Origin of the sequence: Pseudomonas fluorescens (assembly GCF_902497875.1) — a bacterium.
In the GTDB taxonomy this organism is placed as follows: Bacteria; Pseudomonadota; Gammaproteobacteria; order Pseudomonadales; family Pseudomonadaceae; genus Aquipseudomonas; species Aquipseudomonas fluorescens_BR.
In genome coordinates, this window is sequence record NZ_CABVHY010000004.1 from 203,985 (window position 1) to 221,876 (window position 17,892).

The window sequence follows — 17,892 nt, forward strand, 5'->3', positions numbered from 1 at the left end:
CCCAGCGGCCGTCACCGGGGACTCCGTCGCCTTAGTCCCAGGCCTTATAACAATGACAAGAAGAGCCAAGCCATGCGTACTATCGACGTAAACGCCCTGATCGACGGGGCTCGCTTCAATTCATTTCATGGGCGCCTGTTGTTCTGGTGCGCGCTGATCATCGTCTTCGACGGCTATGACCTGGTTATCTATGGCGTGGTATTGCCCGCCTTGATGCAGGACTGGGGCCTCACCGCCGTGGAGGCCGGTCTCCTGGGCAGTTGCGCACTGTTCGGCATGATGCTCGGGGCACTGTTCTTCGGCCCGCTGTCGGACCGGATAGGACGGCGCAAGACCATCATGACCTGCGTGATCCTGTTCAGCGGGTTCACCGTGATCAATGCCTTTGCGCGTACTCCCACGGAGTTTGCGCTCTGTCGCTTCATCGCCGGGCTCGGCATCGGCGGGGTCATGCCCAACGTGGTCGCCCTGATGAACGAATACGCGCCGAAGAAAATGCGCAGCACGCTGGTGGCGGTGATGTTCAGCGGCTATTCGATAGGCGGGATGCTGTCGGCAGGCCTGGGCATGCTGCTGATGCCGCGCTGGGGCTGGCAGGCGGTGTTCATCGTGGCGGTGATTCCGCTGCTGGTCTTGCCGCTGCTGGTTCGCCAACTGCCGGAATCCCTGAACTTCCTGCTGCGCGCCGGCCAGGTCGACAAAGCCCGGGGGCTGTTGCAGAAGGCGGCGCCAGACTACCAGCCACGGCCCGATGATCAGCTCGGCCTTGCCAAAGGCCAGGCGAGTCACGTCTCCATCCTCCAGTTGTTGCAGGATGGCCGGAAGCTGAACACCCTGATGTTGTGGCTGGCCTTCTTCTGTTGCCTGTTGATGGTCTACGCCCTCAGCTCCTGGCTACCGAAACTGATGCATACGGCCGGCTACGGCTTGAACTCGAGCCTGGCCTTTCTGCTGGTGCTGAACTTCGGCGCCATTTTCGGTGCCATTGGTGGCGGCTGGCTCGGCGACCGTGTCGGCATCGAACGGGTGCTGCTGGGGTTCTTTGCCCTGGGCGCACTGTCACTCAGCCTGCTGGCACTCAAGTCGCCGGTATGGGTGCTGTACCTGCTGATCGCCATTGCCGGTGCCAGTACCATCGGCACGCAGATCCTGGCCAACGCCTGCGCCGTGCAATTCTATCCCGCCCATATCCGCTCGACCGGCCTTGGTTGGGCGATGGGTATCGGACGCATAGGCGCGATCATCGGCCCATTGCTCGGCGGCGCGTTGCATGCGGCGCAATTGCCGCTGCAGTTCAGTTTCCTGACATTTGCCGCTCCCGGAGTGATCGGCTTTCTGGCCATGCTGGTGTTCCTGTGGCACTCGCCACGCCGGCCAGCGCTCATTCGCCCCGCAGCGGTACGCCCTCTGGAATCTTCCTCCACCAGCGAAGCACGTTGACTCCGCACGGCCCCTTTTCCTAATGCCAGTCAGTTAACAGAAATCTATCGTCGGACGATCAACTGTGGCGAGGGGGCTTGCCCCCGCTCGACTGCGAAGCGGTCGTAAAATCGATGAATGCGGTGTGCCTGATACAACGCCTTTGCAGTTTTTAGGGCCGCTACGCGCCCCATCGGGGCGGTGCGGCGTTCCGACAAGCCCCTCGCCACAAGTGTTCACAAGACTCTGGATTTTCGTTAACTACTTCAACCCCCACCTACCCGATCGGGTTATGGCGCGATGGCCGGCGTTGCTTGAGAGTGAGTCCAGCAGCTCGACCCGGGCCCGACAATAACTACAAGGTGGGACTGATATGCGCAAAATCCTCGCAGCAGTACTCAGCACGGCACTGGCCGCACTACCAACGCTCAGCCATGGCTCGGAGGCCGCCGGCAATTCCCTGCGGCTGTACAACTGGTCGGACTACATTGGCGAGCACACCATCGCCAACTTCGAAAAGGCCACCGGCATCAAGGTGACTTACGACACCTTCGACTCTTACGAAACCGTCCAGGGCAAGCTGCTGCCGGGGCGCTCCGGCTACGACCTGGTGGTACTCAACGCCTCGTTGGTGCCGCTGCTGATCAAGGCCAAGGTGTTCCAGCCACTGGACAAGACGCTGCTCCCCAGCTGGCGCAATCTCGACCCGCAGGTCCTCAAGAGTCTGGAAAACTACGACCCCGGTGTGACGTATTCGGCGCCCTACACCTGGGGCAGCAACGGTGTCACCTACAACGTCGACAAGATCAAGGAACGCATGCCGGATGCGCCCCTCGGTTCGCTGGCGATGATCTTCGACCCGAAAGTCGTCGCGCGCTTTGCCGACTGCGGGGTGACCCTGCTCGATTCGCCCACCGACATTATCCCCTTGGCGCTGACCTACCTCGGCCGCGATCCCAACAGCGCTGATCCGCAGGACCTCAAGGCGGCTCAAGAAGTGCTGATGGCGGTGCGTCCGTACATTCGCAAATTCGATTCGACCAGTTACCTCAACGGCCTGGCCAACGGTGACCTGTGCCTGTCCACCACCTGGTCCGGCGACTACGCCACCGCCCAGGCGCGCGCCGAGGAAGCCGGGGCGAAGATCAAGCTCGCCTACTTCATTCCCAAGGAAGGTTCGCTGATCTGGTTCGATGACCTCTACATTCCGGTCGATGCACCCAACGTTGCCAATGCCCACCGCTTCATCGAGTACCTGCTGCAGCCGCAAGTGATCGCCGAGGTCAGCGACTACATCCGTTATGCCAACAGCAACCAGGCGGCGACGGCACTGGTCAGCGCCGAGGTTCGCGACAACCCGGCGATCTACCCCGATCCGCAAACCCTGCAGCGGCTGTTCACTCAAAAGACTCAACCGCAGGCCAGCGTGCGCTTGATCACCCGTACCTGGAACACGGTGAAGACCGGTAAATGATGCCGCGCCCTGCCCCGCCAGATATCCACCCCACAGTGATGCCGAAGGTGAAGCTAATGCCAACTCAATCCCCAGCGTTCTTCGCACAGTTCGATCAAGACAAGCTGGTCGCCGCCGACAAGGCGCATTACATGCACGGCTTCCACATGTTCGACGAACATCGTGAGCAAGGCTCGTTGAACATTGCCGCAGGCGATGGCGCCTATATCTACGACACCGCCGGCACTCGCTATCTCGACGCTGTCGGTGGCATGTGGTGCACCAATATCGGCCTGGGTCGCGAGGAAATGGCCGAGGCCATCGCCAACCAGGTGCGCCAGCTGGCCTACTCCAACCCGTTCTGCGACATGGCCAACGTCAGCGCTATCCAGCTCTGCGAGAAGCTCGCCAGCCTCGCTCCCGGCGACCTCGACCATGTATTCCTCACCACCGGTGGTTCGACGGCGGTGGACACCGCCTATCGGCTGGTCCAGTTCTACCAGAACTGCCGCGGCAAGCATGCCAAGAAACACATCATCTCGCGGCTCAACGCCTATCACGGCTCGACCTTCCTGACCATGTCGATCGGCAACAAGGCCGCCGACCGCGCGCCGGAATTCGACTTCATGAGCGAGCTGTTCCATCACGTCTCCTGCCCCAACTACTACCGCGCGCCGAGCGGCATGAGCGAAGCGGACTTCCTCGACTTCCTGGTCAACGAGTTTGAAGACAAGATCCTCACCATCGGCGCCGAGAATGTCGCGGCGTTCTTTGCCGAGCCAGTGATGGGCTCGGGCGGCGTGATCATCCCGCCAGAGGGTTATCACCGGCGGATGTGGGAAATCTGCCAGCGCTACGACATGCTCTACGTCGCCGATGAAGTCGTGACCTCATTCGGGCGTCTGGGCAGTTTCTTCGCCTCCGAAGAGGTGTTCGGCATGCAACCGGACATCATCACCACCGCCAAGGGCCTGACCTCGGGCTACCTGCCGCTGGGCGCGTGCATCTTCTCCGAGGGTATCTGGCAGGTGATCGGCGAACCGGGCAAAGGCCGCTGCTTCACCCATGGATTCACTTACAGCGGGCATCCGGTGAGCTGTGTCGCGGCGCTGAAGAACATTGAAATCATCGAGCGGGAAAACCTTCTGGCTCACGTCGAGGACGTCGGCAGCTACCTGGAGCAGCGCCTGCAGACCCTCGCCCATCTGCCGCTGGTGGGCAACGTGCGCTGCAAACGATTAATGGCCTGTATCGAGTTCGTCGCCGACAAACAGACCAAGGCACTGTTCCCGGAGGCGCTGAACGTCGGCGAGAAAATCCACCTGCGGGCACAAGCCAAGGGTTTACTGGTGCGGCCGATCGGGCATCTGAACGTGATGTCGCCGCCATTGATCATCACCCACGCACAGATTGACGAGGTGGTCCGCACCCTGCGCGAATGCATCCTGGACACCGCCGATGAACTCCAGCGCAGCGGCCAGTACCAGGGCCAATGAATACCCGGCAATACGGGGGTGGAGAACCGGCCCCATGGCTTCTCGGCATTTTGCCTGCAACGTGCCCGGCGAGTAGACTGCCGGGCATGACCGAAGCCCTGAACACTACTCCCGGCGCGCTCTCGTTCCAGGCCCTGCTGACCTGGAACGTGGGGCTGGCCAAAGCCTTCATGGCACTGGACGACAGCGTCTTTCTCGAAGCGTTGGCAGCCGCCCTCAACGGCCTGACACCCATCGAGTCGATGATGATCAGCCTCGAACGCAAAGGCCTGCCGCCGCAGCTGCTGCACCAACGGGGTATCCCGGGCGATCACCGCGACGACATCATCAACCGCTACTTCTCCCGTGGTTACCTGCTTGACCCGTTCTGCCTGGCGGTGGAAAACGGCCTCGCCGAAGGCTTCTACCACCTCTCGGAAATCGCCCCGGATGACTTCTTCTGCAGCGAGTACTACAAGACTTACTACCTCAAGAGCGGCGCCGTGGAAGACTGCTACTACATCGTCGACCTCGACCCGCAGAGCAAAATTTCACTGTCGATGTTCCAGGGTCTGAGCACCACGCCCTTCAGCGCCGAACAACTGGCACTGATGCGCGCTGTAGAACCCATGGTCCGCGAACTACTGCGCCGTTTCGGCACCCAGGGCGGCCTGCGGCACCTGTTTACCGAGGTTGACCGCGCCACTCAACCGGCCAGTCCCCAGTCCAGCCTCAATCAGCAAATCGAAGCCGCCTTCATGAATTTCGGCAGCCCGCTGCTGACCGTGCGCGAACGCGAAATCGCCCACCTGATCCTGCGTGGCCACTCGGTAAAATCCACCGCACGGGTGCTGAACATCTCCCCGGAAACCGTGCGCATGCACCGTAAAAACCTCTACACCAAACTGGAAATCAGCTCCCAGGCGGAGTTGTTTGCGTTGTTTATCGATTGGTTGACACAGAGCCGGGGTATCCGGGTGGCTTGAGGCAGTCGCGGACCTTTGAACCAGACACGATCAGCGTGTATGCCGCAGATCCTTTTGCCACCCATGATCGGCGAGCTGGCGCAGCCTGCGATCTTTTGGCGGTTCTGCAGATTGCCGAGAATCAGGATCAAAAGATCGCAGCCTGCGGCAGCTCCTACGGGAGATTGTGTGTATTCGGCAGATCTATGCCGAACACGGTGATTACGGGCATCGTGCAGATCTTTTTGCCACCCACGGTCGGCGTAGGAGCTGGCGCAGCCTGCGATCTTTTAGCGGTTCTGCAGATTGCTCAGAATCAAGATCAAAAGATCGCAGCCTGCGGCAGCTCCTACGAGGGAAACGTGTATCCACAACAAACAGGCCGGCCGGTCGGCCGCCTCGCTTGGCTTTTGATCTGGCTTTTGATCTACCCGCCCCTTCGGCAGGCCGAGTGGAGGTGTTCATCAGGGGGTGGCGCGTAGCGCCGTCAGCGTAGCTGACTCCGCCGCATTGCGGCGCCCCATGATGGACACCGGAGCGAGGTGCCGTACGCTCGGGGCGAGACCTTTGCTTCCTTTGGGCTGGGCCGGCACTCCGGCGTTTGCCAAAGGGAGGCGCCGTAAGGGCGAAACCATAAGTGGCCGTTACCGCAGAAATGGATATGTACACCAGCCCAGCAAGAGCCAGGCCGGCTATAAGGCCGCCTTCACAGGCAAGCCATCCGCAGGAGACAGGTCGGCTGCCAGTCCGCCATCGTCGGAACGCCGCCCGGAGCAAGCTCGCTCCTACAGACAGACCGTTGGTCCATTCGCCCCACACTGGCGCAGGCACAGACGGTTCAGGTGGCGGAACCAGCGGGGCTGGGGGCTGGGGGCTGAGTTGGCGGGTAACTGAGGCCGCAGCCAAAATGAGCCGCGAAAGAATAATCAGAGTTGTTTCGAGGTCAGGCTTCGGGATCGTCCAGCCGAGTGCTGACCGCCTCTTCAAGCGCCTGCGAATAGGCGGTGTCCGCCAGCGCCTTGAGCTCTACCCAGCCTGGTGCGTCGATCACGTCAGCCTTAAGTAGTTGTTCGGCCAGGCTCAACAGTGCAGTGTGATACGCATCCGGTGAGTCGGTGCGATAGGCGGTGTCGTCGAGCAACTCATACCAGGCTTGCAACGTCTTCTCGTTGCTCATCGCTGATCCTCACCACTTCTTCATTTCCGGTTGCTTCGGCCAGGGCTTCGAGAAGCGCTTGGGTATGGTTTATCGAATCGCGTATTTCGTCGAACGCGTGATCCAGTGCCTGTCCGCCGTCCAGTGCCGGCCCTCCGCTCAGGGTGCGTCGAATGACCAGTTCATCGTGCTTGAACTCACACACATGGGCACGCAAGGCCATGAGCCGAAGGGATAATTGTGAAAGATGGTGCCTACGTCGTTGAACCATGTTGGTGCTCCTGACGAAAGTCTCTATCAATTGAGAGTTACTTTGCCATCAGACGTTCAGTATCACGGACCAAAGGTGTCAGCCATCAAGCACGATCTGCCTCATAGGCGATGATCGAGATCTTGCCGTTACGCTCGATAATCGCAAATTTGATCTGCTCGATGGTTTCCAGGCCCTGACTGAAGCGAGCCGCTTCGAGAATATCTGCTTCGACCAATCGCGCTTTACGCATACGCTCGCGCAGCAACTGTCCGTTCTCGACAATAATCGTCGGTCCTCCATCAATCAGTCGGGCGGTCCGCGGCGAACGTAGCTTGAGCAACGACAAACCGACATCAACAGCGATCAGCGTGATGATCACCAACAACGCATTGGTCAACGAAAAGTCATCGCCCAACAGCGCTTGCTGCGTTGCCTCGCCGATGATCAGCAGCAGCAGGAAATCGAAGGTGGTCAGATCGGCCAGTGAGCGACGTCCGGCAATCTTGAACAGCACCATCAACGCAAGATAGATCGCGACAGCCCGCCATACCGAATCCATAGGTCACCTAGGGATAAATGAACTGATCGAGGTCCAGCGGCTCGGCACCCGCCGTCACGACGCGAGTGTGATAGAAGCCCAGACCCTCACCACGCAGTGTCAGGTAAATCCTGGCGTATCCTTCTGCGTCTGCCTGCAGCAAGAACTTGATTCCCTGCCCTGCGCTGGTTGATCGCAAGGGTTGCGGTTGCAGTGTCTCAATACTGAAGCCCTGCAGGGCATTACCCAGCAGCTCAAGCTGAACCGGTGTGTTGGGTAGGGCCTTGACCTGGATGATCATCGGATTGATCGCGCCATTGCGATGGAACCGCTCGTATTGCACGCCGATCCGCCCATCGGCACTCTGGACCTGCCTTGAACTGAGCGGGCCGCTGGAAAACAACCCGAGCAAAGCCAGCATCACCACCAACAGCATCACGTACCAGCCCCAACGTTCGAAACGCCAGACCTTGAGCTGGAACTCCATGTCCTCCCGGACCGGATACTGGCGGCTGTGAAAGTCGTGACTCTTTGGCTTTTCCATCATCAGCCCGTCCGTTATCCGCTTTCGCCCTTTCGCGCCAGGCGGTGAAAAACCGGCAGTTGCTCCAGGGCATGCTCAGAGGCCCACAACTGAACCTCTTCCCTCGAACCGCAAAAACGCCGCTTGCGGGTAAATACCGCACTCTCACCACTCAGGGCGAAGGCCCAGGCGAAACAGACGGTTCCGGCCGCAATGCCATCAACGTCGTCCGGGCCGAGAATGCCGGTGGTAGCCACCGCTACGGTGGCCGTGCTGTCACGCAGGGCGCCCAGCGCCATTTCCCGGGCGACCTCGCAACTGGTTAGATTGAAGGTAGCGATGGTCGCGGGATTGACGCCCAGCAAGCGCTGTTTGGCTGCTGGCGAATAGACTACATAACCACTTTCGATCAGGTCGCCGCTGCCCGGTACCTCGGCCAGCAAGGTGACGATTTTTCCGGCGGTGCAGGACTCCGCAGTCGTCAACAGCAGGGAATGCTGACGCAGGTATTCAACGGCTTCTTCTGCACAGGTCATAAGCATCGGCCCTTGTCACAAGATTGATGTCCTGAAGGGTTGACCGCTGCCTGAGGTATTCATTCAGTCGCAGATCTTTGCACCTGCCACGGGTAAAAAGATGAGACCCTTGCTCATCCCGCGGCTCAAAACGCTATAGCGTCTGATTCGGGCCGTGAAAGGCCCAGGAGGTCGTCATGGCACCGCATTTCGTTAAACTTCACCGCGACGCCCTTCTTCATCGCCGGGATTGCCGGTCTGTATCCGGGGCGTGGTGGGTCTCGCGTCGATCTATTCGACCTTTCTGCTCTTCACCGGTTTGCCAAACTTCATGCGCGTGGGCAAGGAGAAAGGCATGCTGTACTCGACGAGCGCCTGGGGCGTCGGATTGCTGGTGCTGGTGACGATACTGGTGTCGATGATCCTGTTCTGGTTCAACGTGTTGACACCCGAGTATCTGCGTGCGCCAGCGGGTTAGCCGCGCAATAACAATTGATCGACCACCCGCGCCAGAGCGGCCGGGGTCGACAACCCGGCCGCCTGTGCCTGGTCGAAGCAGTGCAATTGCCGGTCGGCGCTGCTGCCCTTCTCTATAATCTGCCGGGCCTGATCGAATACCCGGGTCTCACCCAGTTGCTCGGCGGTGGCAAGAAAGGTTTCCTGCGCCCAATCCAGCCAATGCCCGGCCGATAGCATCATCAAACTTCCCTCGCGAATGAAGTGGCCATGAATGCCAAACCGTTTGGCGCGCCAGCGGTTTTCCTTGAGGATCCATTGCGAAGTATGGCTATAGCCCGCACCCGGCTGCGGAGTGGCAATGGCGTGGCCGACCATGATCCGGAACAGCGAGGCGATGCATAACGCATCACTCAGCCGCGGGCAGGCATCGGTCATGCGCAGCTCAAGGGTCGGATAACGTGCCGCCGGCCGCAGGCCCCACCAGCATTCACTTGGGGTGCTGATCGAGCCGGTTTGCAGCAACAACTGCAGGTAGTCACGGTAGGCCCGTTCATTCTCGAAGTATTCCGGCACCCCCATTCGCGGCCACTCATCACACGCCACCTGACGATAACTCATGAATCCGCTCGGGCCACCGTCCCAGAACGGCGAAGAGCTGCTCAACGCCAACAACAGTGGCAACCAGGGCAGCACCTGGTTCATGACGCAGATACGGTCGAGCTGGTCCGGTACCTCGACATGCACATGCAGGCCGCACAGCACGCTACGTTGCGCCACCCGCTGGAAATCCCTGAACAGCTTGTGGAAATGCTCCTGGTCGGTGGCTTGCTGCAAGCGCCAGTCCGCCAGCGGATGGCTGCCGGCGCAGAGCAGGCCCAAGTCGTGGTTTTCAAGAATTCGCACCAGCCTGCCGCGAGCGTTCGTCAGATACTCGTTGGCCTGGGACAGATCGGCGAAGACCGGTGACGCGACCTCGATCTGACCCTGGAACATCTCGAAGGCAAAATGACTGCCCAGCGCCGTCTGGCACTCGGCAATCAGCTGCTTCGTTGGCTGGCTGAGCATGGTGCGCGTCGCCAGGTCGGTGATGAGGTATTCCTCTTCAATTCCGAAGTTCAAGGTCTTGTTCATAGGCGCCTGCGCAGATTCAAAGGCTGCGCGTCACGATCAACGCGACCACGGCAATCCGTTCCACCCGCTGGTAGCCGGGCGTCAACAGTTCCTCGCCAAACACGTCCGGATCCAGCTCGCGGTAGGTCCAGGCATGCACCGCCGACGCCAGCCGGGGCCGCAAGGCTTCAAGAAATGGGTCGTGGCCCGCGACCATGGCCACCCCGGTGTACAGCACCAGGGACCCGCCCGGCGCCAGGCGTGGCAATGCCTCTTCGACAATTCGTAGCGACAGCTCCGCGCCGAAGGCACCGCCGCCGTGACGATAGGCCCGTTGCGCCGGGTCCTGCATATACGGAGGATTGGCAACGATCAGGTCGAATTCACCGTCCACGCCGTCCAGTACATCACTGACGCTGATACTGACATTCGCCACATCGGCCAATGCCGCGTTGACGGCGGTCATGCGCAGCGCCAATGGATTGATATCTACCGCCAGCACCTGGGCGTCACGACGCGCCCGGCCAATCAGGATAGCGCCAACGCCCGCGCCGCAGCCGATATCGACGGCCCGGCGGATGCCTGCGTAGTCATGTTGCAGGTGCGACCTGATCAGCTGTGCGAAGCGGTAACTGTCCGGACCAAAAAACACCGCATCGCTGGCGCTGGTCGGAAAACCCGAGTGCACGAACAGCAGACCCTCCAGGCTCGACCAGCGCACACTGCTGGACATCAGTCCATCGCGCTGCTCGACAATACCGGCCTGTTGCATCTGCTGCAGTTCGGCGGCCGACAACAGTCCGGGGGCAAACGGCCGCGACCAGCCAAAGACATCGCACAGGGATTTCGCCCGTTGATTGGCGGCTCGCGCATTGACCCGCTGGTGAGTCAGTGGAGTGCTGGTGATGAAATGATAGCCGTCCGCTTGCAAGCGGCGGCCCAGATGCAACAGCGCCAGGTCGGCGCTGCACAATGGTGCTGGCTGATCCATGCAGAGCTCCTAGCGAAGGCTGGCCTTGAGTTCGCCAAATAGCCGAGTGGCCAACAGCCCGGCGGGATGGGAATGACGTTGCGGCGACAGCCAGGGAATCAACAGCTCCATTTGCTGGTCGACACTGCATCCGGCCAACGCCGCTTGCAGCTGCTGGATGTCCGGGTCGTCTTCTACCTGGGCCATTGACCCATCACGCTCACGCCAGGTCGGCGCAGGGCGGTTTGCGGGTTGCCAGTCGCCAGCGATCCAGTCGTGCAACAGCTGTTTCTCATAAGGGCCGAATACCCCGAACATTGCTGCCCCGGAACCGTCAATCAACTTCCAGAATCGACTGGCCTGGGGGTCCTGATGACGTTTGATCCAGCCCTGGCTCTCCAGCATTGCCAGGAATGCTTGCAGTTGCCCCGGGACCGCCAGCCATTGGTTGACGGTCTTGCCGGCAAATCGGCAGAAATCCGAGTGCATGTGCTGGCCGAATGGCCGTTTGCGTTCGAGCATCTCCAGCACTTCGCGCTCTAGATCGAAGGACTGGATCACCGCGTTTGAACCCAGGCCGAGGTCGTTGAGCCGGTAGCCCAAGGCCACTCGCCGGTAGAAATCTTCGCGCCCGGCTGTAACCGGCAGCAGCTGCAATACCGACTGCACGGCCTTGTGGGCATGGCCGCTGCTGGCATTGTCGATGGTCACGTGCAGGCTGAAGTAATAGGGGTCGATACCCAGTTCCCGGAGTTCATAAGCGCTGATCAGCAAATGCAGCGGCAATTGTTCATAACCCAGGTTATAGCCGATGACTTCGGCTAGAAACTCGTCGGCGCATTCGCCCAGGGCCAACTGCACCGTGCCTTGCAGATAGTGCCGGTCCTGGGCGCAAGCAGTGGCGTCCAGCCCATGGTCGGCAAGCAGCTTGCGGTAGATCAGTACATGATTCTGCGCCGGCTTGCCCTCCCCCAGCTCTTCCAGATAGGTGCACAGCAGGTTATTGAAACGCTGATCGCGCCACTGCCGCAACAGCCCATGGAGCCACGCGCCATCCACCAGTTTGGTCGGCGCGACAGCCTGCAGGAAGTACAAAGCGTGGGACTTGCTGTTGAAGAAACACCGCGAACCACCCGCCTTGCGCTCCTGCAGGTATTCGGCGTACTGACGAGCGACGCCGGCACTGTGTTGTTCGACCCAGGCCTGCAGTGCCAGTGGATCCTTCGGCAAATCATCCGGCAAGGTTTCAGCGACCCGTAACTGCTCTTGAAGAAATACCCTGGCAATCGCGCGCTTGTCGAGTTCGTCTGTTCCATTGAGCAGCTCATCGTAGCGCTGACGCAAGGCTCCCGAGGGCAGAGTTGACTGAACGTTGGCCGCATTCAGCGTTAGTGTCGTCAGCGCGGTCATGGCCTACCTCTCTGGTTCCGATTGTCCTTTAGCTCAGTACGTCCCTATTGCAAAAGAGCAAAACATTGCAGGGAAAATTCATTCGGCTTTTCAAAACACCAGACCAACGGCAGCAGCGCCATGGCCCGGTTGGCGCCGCGCCGGTTTGAACCAAGCGAGGTACCGGCCCCTCGAATAGTCATGGGAGCAGCAGCCTTGCGCCGCAGGGTCGTTCGGCTGCGCAGCAACACGGCGGGAATCGAACATGAGTTTCATCCTATGGGTGGCTGTTTTAGGTGCCGTGTTGCTGACACTGGCGCTGACCTCCTCCTACCTGCGCTGGATGCCCGTCACTACCTCGGCGGTGTGTCTGGCGCTGGGCGTGGCCATTGGTCCGTCGGCGCTGGGTCTGCTGCAGTTGAATATCGACGACGCTTCCGTGTGGATGGAGCATCTGACGGAAGTCGCGGTGCTGTTCTCGCTGTTCGTCAGCGGTCTGAAACTACGCCTGCCGCTGACCCATCGAACCTGGCGCGTGGCGTTCGGTCTGGCCGGTCCGGTAATGGTCTTGAGTATCTGCGGGCTATGCCTGGTTCTGCATCTGCTGTTCGGGCTGTCTTGGGGGATGGCGCTGTTGATTGGTGCCATCCTGGCACCCACCGACCCGGTGCTGGCGGGGCTGGTTCAAGTCAACGATGCACAGGATTACGACCGGGTGCGCTTCGGCCTGTCGGGCGAAGCCGGGCTCAATGACGGTATCGCCTTTCCTTTCGTGATCCTCGGTTTGCTGGTCCTGCAACAGGAAGGCCGCAGCAGCGCCTGGCTTGCCGACTGGGCTTTGTACAGTCTGCTGTGGGCGGTGCCTGCCGGGCTGCTCATCGGCTACTGGATGGGCAAAGGCCTTGGCCACATGACCCTGCTGATGCGCATCAAGAATGCTGATAGCACCCTCTCCCCCAATGACTACCTGACCCTGGCTCTGATCGCCCTGGCCTATGTCGCGGCCGAATCGATTCACGGGTACGGCTTTCTATCGGTGTTCGCCGCCGGGCTGGGCTTGCGCCAGGCTGAAGTCAAATCCAGCGGCGGCTCGCAAACCCCGGCCGAACATCTGGCGCAACCAGTGGTCGGGCATTTGAATGTCGAACCGGAGCAAGCGGTTCATGGCGATATCGAGAATCTTGAGGACAGCCAGGTTGCCGCCGCAATCATGATGGGCGACATGCTCGCGTTCGGAAGCCTGGTGGAGCGCTCCATGGAAGTATTCCTGGTGACCTTGCTCGGTGTCGTGCTGGCGACCCACTGGGACTGGCGGGCACTGGCCATAGGCTTTGCGTTATTTTGCGTGATCCGTCCGCTGTGCGTGCTGGCCATGCCCTGGGGCAAGCTGCTGGACCGCCATCAGCGCCTGTTGATTGGCTGGTTCGGCATTCGCGGGATTGGTAGCCTCTTTTATCTGTTTTACGCCTTGAATCACGACATTGGGCAATCCCAGGCAGTAGCCTGCACGGACCTGACCTTGTCGGTCATCGCCCTGAGCATCCTGGTGCATGGCATCAGCACTCAACCGATGCTGGCCCACTACGAGCGACGGCGCTCAGCTAGGCCGACCTGAGCCATCCTTGCCGGCAATGTCCGGATCATCCGGGTCAGCCTCGACCTCGTCGACTCGCACGCCACTCTCCGGCATATCCTCCTCTTCGAGTTCGACCCGGGTTTTCTTGCGTTCCGGGTCTCGTGGATCGATCGGTGCCGAGAGTGGATATTCCGGCGTTGTGTCCGTATCAGGACGTTTTGATCGGCTAGTCATGGAGCACCTCGCTTAAGACCCTGAAGTCAGGTCATGCTGTTTTGAGAGTAGAACCTGAGTGCCGTTCGGTTCAAAAGACCACCAGTCATCGGACAATGTCCTAATGCCGGTCGGTTAAGGAAATGAGGTCTCTATTGAGGGAACAGCCGGGGGAACGGCCACGCACCGAGGAGGTCTTGAGTAAAGAATGCTCAGGAAACCTGCGAATGGACTATCTGGATTGGGTGCAATGGCCAGCCATGGTCGTCACCGTACTCGCCGCATGGCTGATCGGCTCCCGCCAACCGCAGCGTAGGGTCAGCGGCTTCAGCTGTTTTATCGCGAGCAATATCTTGTGGGTGATCTGGGGCTATCACACCGATGCCTATGCCTTGATCCTGCTGCAGTTCTGCTTGTGCGCGATGAACTTGCGCGGGTTCAAAAAGAACACCGAGCCCGAAGGCTCGGCTTGAACAACACTAACCGAGCATCTGACTCAAGGCTGCGCGAAGCTTTCCGGGCTTGACCGGTTTGTTCAACAGTGGCGCGCCGAGTTTTTGCAACGAGCGTCGACATTGATCGCTGCGGTCAGCGGTGATCATGATCGCCGGAATGGGTTGCGCGAAATGTTCGCGCAGGTGCCGGACCACCTCGCAACCGATCACGCCGTGATCCAGGTGAAAGTCCGCCAGAATCAGTTCCGGCGCCCGTCCTTGCAAGGCTTGCAGAGCGCCGACTTCATCGGTGGCGGTGACCACTTCACAGCCCCATTGCCCGAGCAATGCGCTCATGCTTTCGAGGATGCTCAGTTCGTTGTCCAGCACCAGCAGGCGGCGGCCCGGCAAGGGGTTGCCGGTAACCAGTTGCGGCGCCGCCTGACTGATGGGCAGCGGTATTTCAAGGGAAATCGGTACCTCGATACTGAACATCGAACCGCGGCCCGGCCGCGAGAGCACCTGCACTCGATAGCCAAGGATTTTCGCGATCCGCTCGACGATAGCCAGGCCAAGCCCCACGCCCTTGCGATCGGCGGCGCGGCCGACATCGAGTTGGTTGAATTCGAGGAAAATCGAGTCCAGCCGGTCGGCGGCGATACCGCGACCGGTGTCCCAGACCTCAAGCCGCAAGAATTCGCCGCGGCGTCTGGCGCCCAGCAAAATGCTGCCCTCGACGGTGTAGCGACAGGCATTGCTGAGGAAATTGCGCAGGATCCGGGTCATCAGCCGCAAGTCGGTGTGCACCGCATAATCGCCGATGCGCGCCCGCAGATTCAGTCCCGCCGCCTGGGCGACCGACTGGAACTCCGAGACCAGCGGCGCGAGCAATTCATCCAGTCGATACAAGGCAATGTCCGGTTTGACCGCGGCCTGATCGAGTTTGGAGATGTCCAGCAAGTCGGTGAGCAAATCTTCGGCGCCTTCCAGGGCCTGATGGGTGCGCTCGACCAACACCTGCTCGACGTCGGGCAAGGCCCGCTCGCGCAAGGTGGAAATCAGCAGGCGTGCGGCGTTCAACGGCTGCAGCAAGTCATGACTGGCGGCGGCCAGGTATTTGTCCTTGCTGCGATTGGCCGCCTGGGCCGCATCCCGGGCATCGCGCAAGTCCTGCTCCACCTGTTGGCGCTGGGCGATTTGCTGCTGCAGGTTGTGATTGGCTTCCAGCAACTCGTCGGTGCGGGCCGCGACCCGTTGTTCCAGTTCATCATTGAGTTGCTGCAAACGTTGCTGGGCCAGTTTGCGTTCGGTGATATCAGTGACGAAGCCTTCCACCAGTCCATCCTGATCAGGCTTGAGCAGCAGGTTCATCAACACATCGAGACAACTGCCGTCCTTGCGCCGCAGCCGTGTTTCATAACCGAGCAGGCTGCGCTGGCTCTGCAGCTGCTCGCCGATCGCCTGCAACTCGTCAGCGCCACCGACGAACAGGTTGCCGGCCAGGCCGGTCAGGGAAAACAGCACCTCCTGGGGTGTTTCATAACCGAGCATCCGCGCCAGTGCCGGGTTGGCGGCACGCATGCCCTCTTGCAGGCTGGCCTGGAAAATCCCGTGCACCGCATGCTCGAACAGCCATTTGTAGCGGTTGCGCTCGGTTTCCAGGTCCTCGAGACGCGCTGCCAGCTCTGGATAGTGGCTCTTGCGCGCCGAATGGCTGCCCAGCCCCAGCAGACCGGCCAGGGCCCGCTGTTGCTCTTCAGAGGGCTTCGCCATAGACGACCTCGACGTCACGCTGACTGGACTCGCGCGGGTTGGTGAGGATGCACGGATCGTGCATCGCGTGCTGCGAAAGGAACGGAATATCGGCCATGCTGACGCCGTGCAAGCCAAGGGTTTCATGGAAACCGATGGAATGCTTGAGGGCGATCAGGTGCTCCACCAGCCGTCCGCAGATCTGCCGGTGATTGAGGCCGCGACAATCGATGCCGAACGTCTCGGCAATCACCTTGAACCGATCGGGCGCCGAGTTGTAATTGAACGCCACCACGTGCTCGACCAACACCGCGTTGCACAACCCATGGGGCAGATCGAGAAAACCGCCCAGGCTGTGGGACATGGCGTGCACCGCACCGAGAATCGCGTTGGAGAACGCCAGCCCGGCCTGCATGCTGCCGAGCATGATTTTTTCCCGCAGGACGATGTCATTGGGGTTGGCGATCATCTGCACCAGGTTGCCATTGATCAGGCGCATCGCCTCCAGTGCATGGGGGTCGGTCAAGGGGCCGTGGCCGGTGGAGACGAAAGCCTCGATGGCATGCACCAGTGCGTCGATACCGGTACAGGCGGACAGGAACGGGTCCATGCTCAGGGTGGTTTCCGGGTCGATCAACGACACGTCCGGCACCACCGCCTTGCTGACGATGGAGAACTTCATCCGTTCCTGCTGATTGGAAATGATCACGAATTGCGAGACGTCGGCCGAGGTGCCGGCGGTGGTCGGAATCAGAATCAGCGGCGGGCTCGGCACCCGAATGGTGTCCACGCCTTCGAACTCGAGGATATTGCGCCCGTGGGCGACCACGATGCCGATGCCTTTGCCGCAGTCCATCGGGCTGCCGCCGCCGACGGCGACTATCACATCGCAGTGATTTTCCCGGTACATCTCGGCACCGAGCATCACCTCCTCGACCCGCGGATTGGGCGAGACGGCGCTATAAAGGCAGTACTCGATGCCCTGGGCCTGCAGGCTGGCTTCGACATCGGCGACCCAACCGGCGGCAATCACCCCGGGATCGGTGACCACCAGGACCTTGCGGGCACCGAAGGTCTTTGCGCAGTTGCCGACGTTATGCCGGCAGCCGGCGCCAAAAATGATTTCAGGAGAAACGAATTTACGCAGCTGACTGAGGTTCGGGCTCATGGAAAGCCTTTTTTATTGTTTTAGAGATAAAAGCCAGCCTAAAGCATCTAGTTACGAATGCAATCAGACTAATGGTTACAGGCGCTTTAGCGCTTGTAACCACCATAGGTGATTCGGGTGCCGAAAAGCGCCCCCTGGAGTAACAACCCGCAGGCCGCCACATCGATCAGCAAGCAGATCAGGATCAAACCCGGACCGCTATCCGCCAGGCCGGCGATCAGCAGTTTTACACTCATCGCGCACCAGACCAGGGTCGTGCGCACCCCGTGCCGGGCGGCCAGCCGGACATCGTTGCTGCCGGTTTCGGAGAGGTGGATATAGTCCATCAGGCCGGTCATCAGGGCGAATACGCCAGCCACCACCCCGGCGGCGCTGGCGCCCAGCGCAAGGCCCCACCACAGGGGTGCCGCAGACCACAGCGCAACCCCATCAAGGAACGGCACACAGAGCCAGAACACCAGCGGGAAATGCACCAGCATCGGATGCAGGGGAAGACCCAAAAAGTATCGGGGCCAGCGCATGGT

At 60.5% G+C, this 17,892-nt stretch carries 20 protein-coding genes and 1 pseudogene; 8 read left to right on the forward strand and 13 right to left on the reverse strand.

The window, feature by feature from the left end:
* Positions 1-72 precede the first annotated feature (72 nt).
* The 5 genes from F8N85_RS05415 (at position 73) to F8N85_RS34500 (ending at position 5,794) form a co-directional block, all read left to right on the forward strand.
* Positions 73-1,440: an MFS transporter gene (locus F8N85_RS05415; RefSeq protein WP_150802632.1), complete on the forward strand. Its 1,368-nt coding sequence runs from the start codon at positions 73-75 to the stop codon at positions 1,438-1,440.
* 352 nt (positions 1,441-1,792) lie between these two features.
* Entirely contained in the window at positions 1,793-2,893 is a 1,101-nt protein-coding gene (locus tag F8N85_RS05420) for a polyamine ABC transporter substrate-binding protein (RefSeq protein WP_150802633.1), read from the forward strand.
* 56 nt (positions 2,894-2,949) lie between these two features.
* Positions 2,950-4,368 (forward strand): aminotransferase, encoded by a 1,419-nt coding sequence (locus F8N85_RS05425; protein ID WP_150802634.1) that lies wholly within the window; start codon positions 2,950-2,952, stop codon positions 4,366-4,368.
* Positions 4,369-4,454: 86 nt separating this feature from the next.
* Positions 4,455-5,333 carry a LuxR C-terminal-related transcriptional regulator gene (locus F8N85_RS05430; protein WP_150802635.1) on the forward strand — a complete coding sequence of 293 codons (879 nt, stop codon included), beginning with the start codon at positions 4,455-4,457 and terminating at the stop codon, positions 5,331-5,333.
* Between the two features lie 35 nt (positions 5,334-5,368).
* Positions 5,369-5,794, forward strand: a complete 426-nt coding sequence (locus F8N85_RS34500) for a hypothetical protein (protein ID WP_191636115.1) — start codon at positions 5,369-5,371, stop codon at positions 5,792-5,794.
* A 461-nt stretch (positions 5,795-6,255) separates the two neighbouring features.
* On the opposite strand, the gene F8N85_RS05440 is transcribed toward F8N85_RS34500, so the two are convergent.
* From F8N85_RS05440 to F8N85_RS05460, 5 genes are all read right to left on the reverse strand, one after another.
* Positions 6,256-6,489 (reverse strand): hypothetical protein, encoded by a 234-nt coding sequence (locus tag F8N85_RS05440; protein ID WP_150802637.1) that lies wholly within the window; start codon positions 6,487-6,489, stop codon positions 6,256-6,258.
* Positions 6,455-6,739: a hypothetical protein gene (locus tag F8N85_RS05445; protein ID WP_191636116.1), complete on the reverse strand. Its 285-nt coding sequence runs from the start codon at positions 6,737-6,739 to the stop codon at positions 6,455-6,457. Before F8N85_RS05445 ends, F8N85_RS05440 begins: the two co-directional genes overlap by 35 nt.
* Positions 6,740-6,824: 85 nt before the next feature.
* Positions 6,825-7,280, reverse strand: coding sequence for a DUF421 domain-containing protein (locus F8N85_RS05450; RefSeq protein ID WP_150802638.1), 456 nt, complete (start codon positions 7,278-7,280; stop codon positions 6,825-6,827).
* A gap of 7 nt (positions 7,281-7,287) precedes the next feature.
* Positions 7,288-7,806 carry a hypothetical protein gene (locus F8N85_RS05455; RefSeq protein ID WP_224795641.1) on the reverse strand — a complete coding sequence of 173 codons (519 nt, stop codon included), beginning with the start codon at positions 7,804-7,806 and terminating at the stop codon, positions 7,288-7,290.
* An 11-nt stretch (positions 7,807-7,817) separates the two neighbouring features.
* Positions 7,818-8,318: a CinA family protein gene (locus tag F8N85_RS05460; protein ID WP_150802639.1), complete on the reverse strand. Its 501-nt coding sequence runs from the start codon at positions 8,316-8,318 to the stop codon at positions 7,818-7,820.
* Positions 8,319-8,516: 198 nt separating this feature from the next.
* Here F8N85_RS05460 and F8N85_RS05465 point away from each other — a divergent pair.
* Positions 8,517-8,775 (forward strand): annotated as a pseudogene (locus tag F8N85_RS05465) (YIP1 family protein); the annotation flags it as partial.
* Here F8N85_RS05465 and F8N85_RS05470 read toward each other — a convergent pair.
* The 4 genes from F8N85_RS05470 to F8N85_RS34505 form a co-directional block, all read right to left on the reverse strand.
* The gene (locus tag F8N85_RS05470) at positions 8,772-9,887 is read right to left on the reverse strand and encodes a carboxylate-amine ligase (RefSeq protein ID WP_150802640.1); all 1,116 of its coding nucleotides are present in this window, start codon (positions 9,885-9,887) and stop codon (positions 8,772-8,774) included. The pseudogene F8N85_RS05465 and the gene F8N85_RS05470 overlap by 4 nt on opposite strands.
* A gap of 16 nt (positions 9,888-9,903) precedes the next feature.
* Positions 9,904-10,857: a N5-glutamine methyltransferase family protein gene (locus F8N85_RS05475; protein ID WP_150802641.1), complete on the reverse strand. Its 954-nt coding sequence runs from the start codon at positions 10,855-10,857 to the stop codon at positions 9,904-9,906.
* 9 nt (positions 10,858-10,866) lie between these two features.
* A complete protein-coding gene (locus F8N85_RS05480; protein ID WP_150802642.1) occupies positions 10,867-12,246 on the reverse strand; it encodes an iron-containing redox enzyme family protein in 1,380 nt (459 codons plus the stop codon).
* A gap of 90 nt (positions 12,247-12,336) precedes the next feature.
* Positions 12,337-12,492, reverse strand: a complete 156-nt coding sequence (locus tag F8N85_RS34505; protein WP_191636117.1) for a hypothetical protein — start codon at positions 12,490-12,492, stop codon at positions 12,337-12,339.
* Here F8N85_RS34505 and F8N85_RS05485 point away from each other — a divergent pair.
* Positions 12,491-13,840, forward strand: a complete 1,350-nt coding sequence (locus F8N85_RS05485; RefSeq protein WP_150802643.1) for a cation:proton antiporter — start codon at positions 12,491-12,493, stop codon at positions 13,838-13,840. The two genes, F8N85_RS34505 and F8N85_RS05485, sit on opposite strands and share 2 nt — an antisense overlap.
* Here the strand turns inward: F8N85_RS05485 and F8N85_RS05490 are convergent.
* Positions 13,823-14,035, reverse strand: a complete 213-nt coding sequence (locus F8N85_RS05490) for a hypothetical protein (RefSeq protein ID WP_150802644.1) — start codon at positions 14,033-14,035, stop codon at positions 13,823-13,825. The two genes, F8N85_RS05485 and F8N85_RS05490, sit on opposite strands and share 18 nt — an antisense overlap.
* Positions 14,036-14,241: 206 nt before the next feature.
* On the opposite strand from F8N85_RS05490, the gene F8N85_RS05495 reads away from it, so the two are divergent.
* Positions 14,242-14,487, forward strand: a complete 246-nt coding sequence (locus F8N85_RS05495) for a hypothetical protein (protein ID WP_150644411.1) — start codon at positions 14,242-14,244, stop codon at positions 14,485-14,487.
* A 6-nt stretch (positions 14,488-14,493) separates the two neighbouring features.
* Here the strand turns inward: F8N85_RS05495 and F8N85_RS05500 are convergent, their stop codons facing one another.
* From F8N85_RS05500 to F8N85_RS05510, 3 genes are all read right to left on the reverse strand, one after another.
* Positions 14,494-16,221: a NahK/ErcS family hybrid sensor histidine kinase/response regulator gene (locus F8N85_RS05500; RefSeq protein ID WP_150802645.1), complete on the reverse strand. Its 1,728-nt coding sequence runs from the start codon at positions 16,219-16,221 to the stop codon at positions 14,494-14,496.
* Complete coding sequence (ercA, locus tag F8N85_RS05505; RefSeq protein ID WP_150802646.1) at positions 16,205-17,368, reverse strand: alcohol dehydrogenase-like regulatory protein ErcA; 1,164 nt, start codon at positions 17,366-17,368, stop codon at positions 16,205-16,207. Before ercA ends, F8N85_RS05500 begins: the two co-directional genes overlap by 17 nt.
* An 86-nt stretch (positions 17,369-17,454) precedes the next feature.
* Positions 17,455-17,889, reverse strand: coding sequence for a DUF2231 domain-containing protein (locus F8N85_RS05510; RefSeq protein WP_150802647.1), 435 nt, complete (start codon positions 17,887-17,889; stop codon positions 17,455-17,457).
* Positions 17,890-17,892 lie beyond the last annotated feature (3 nt).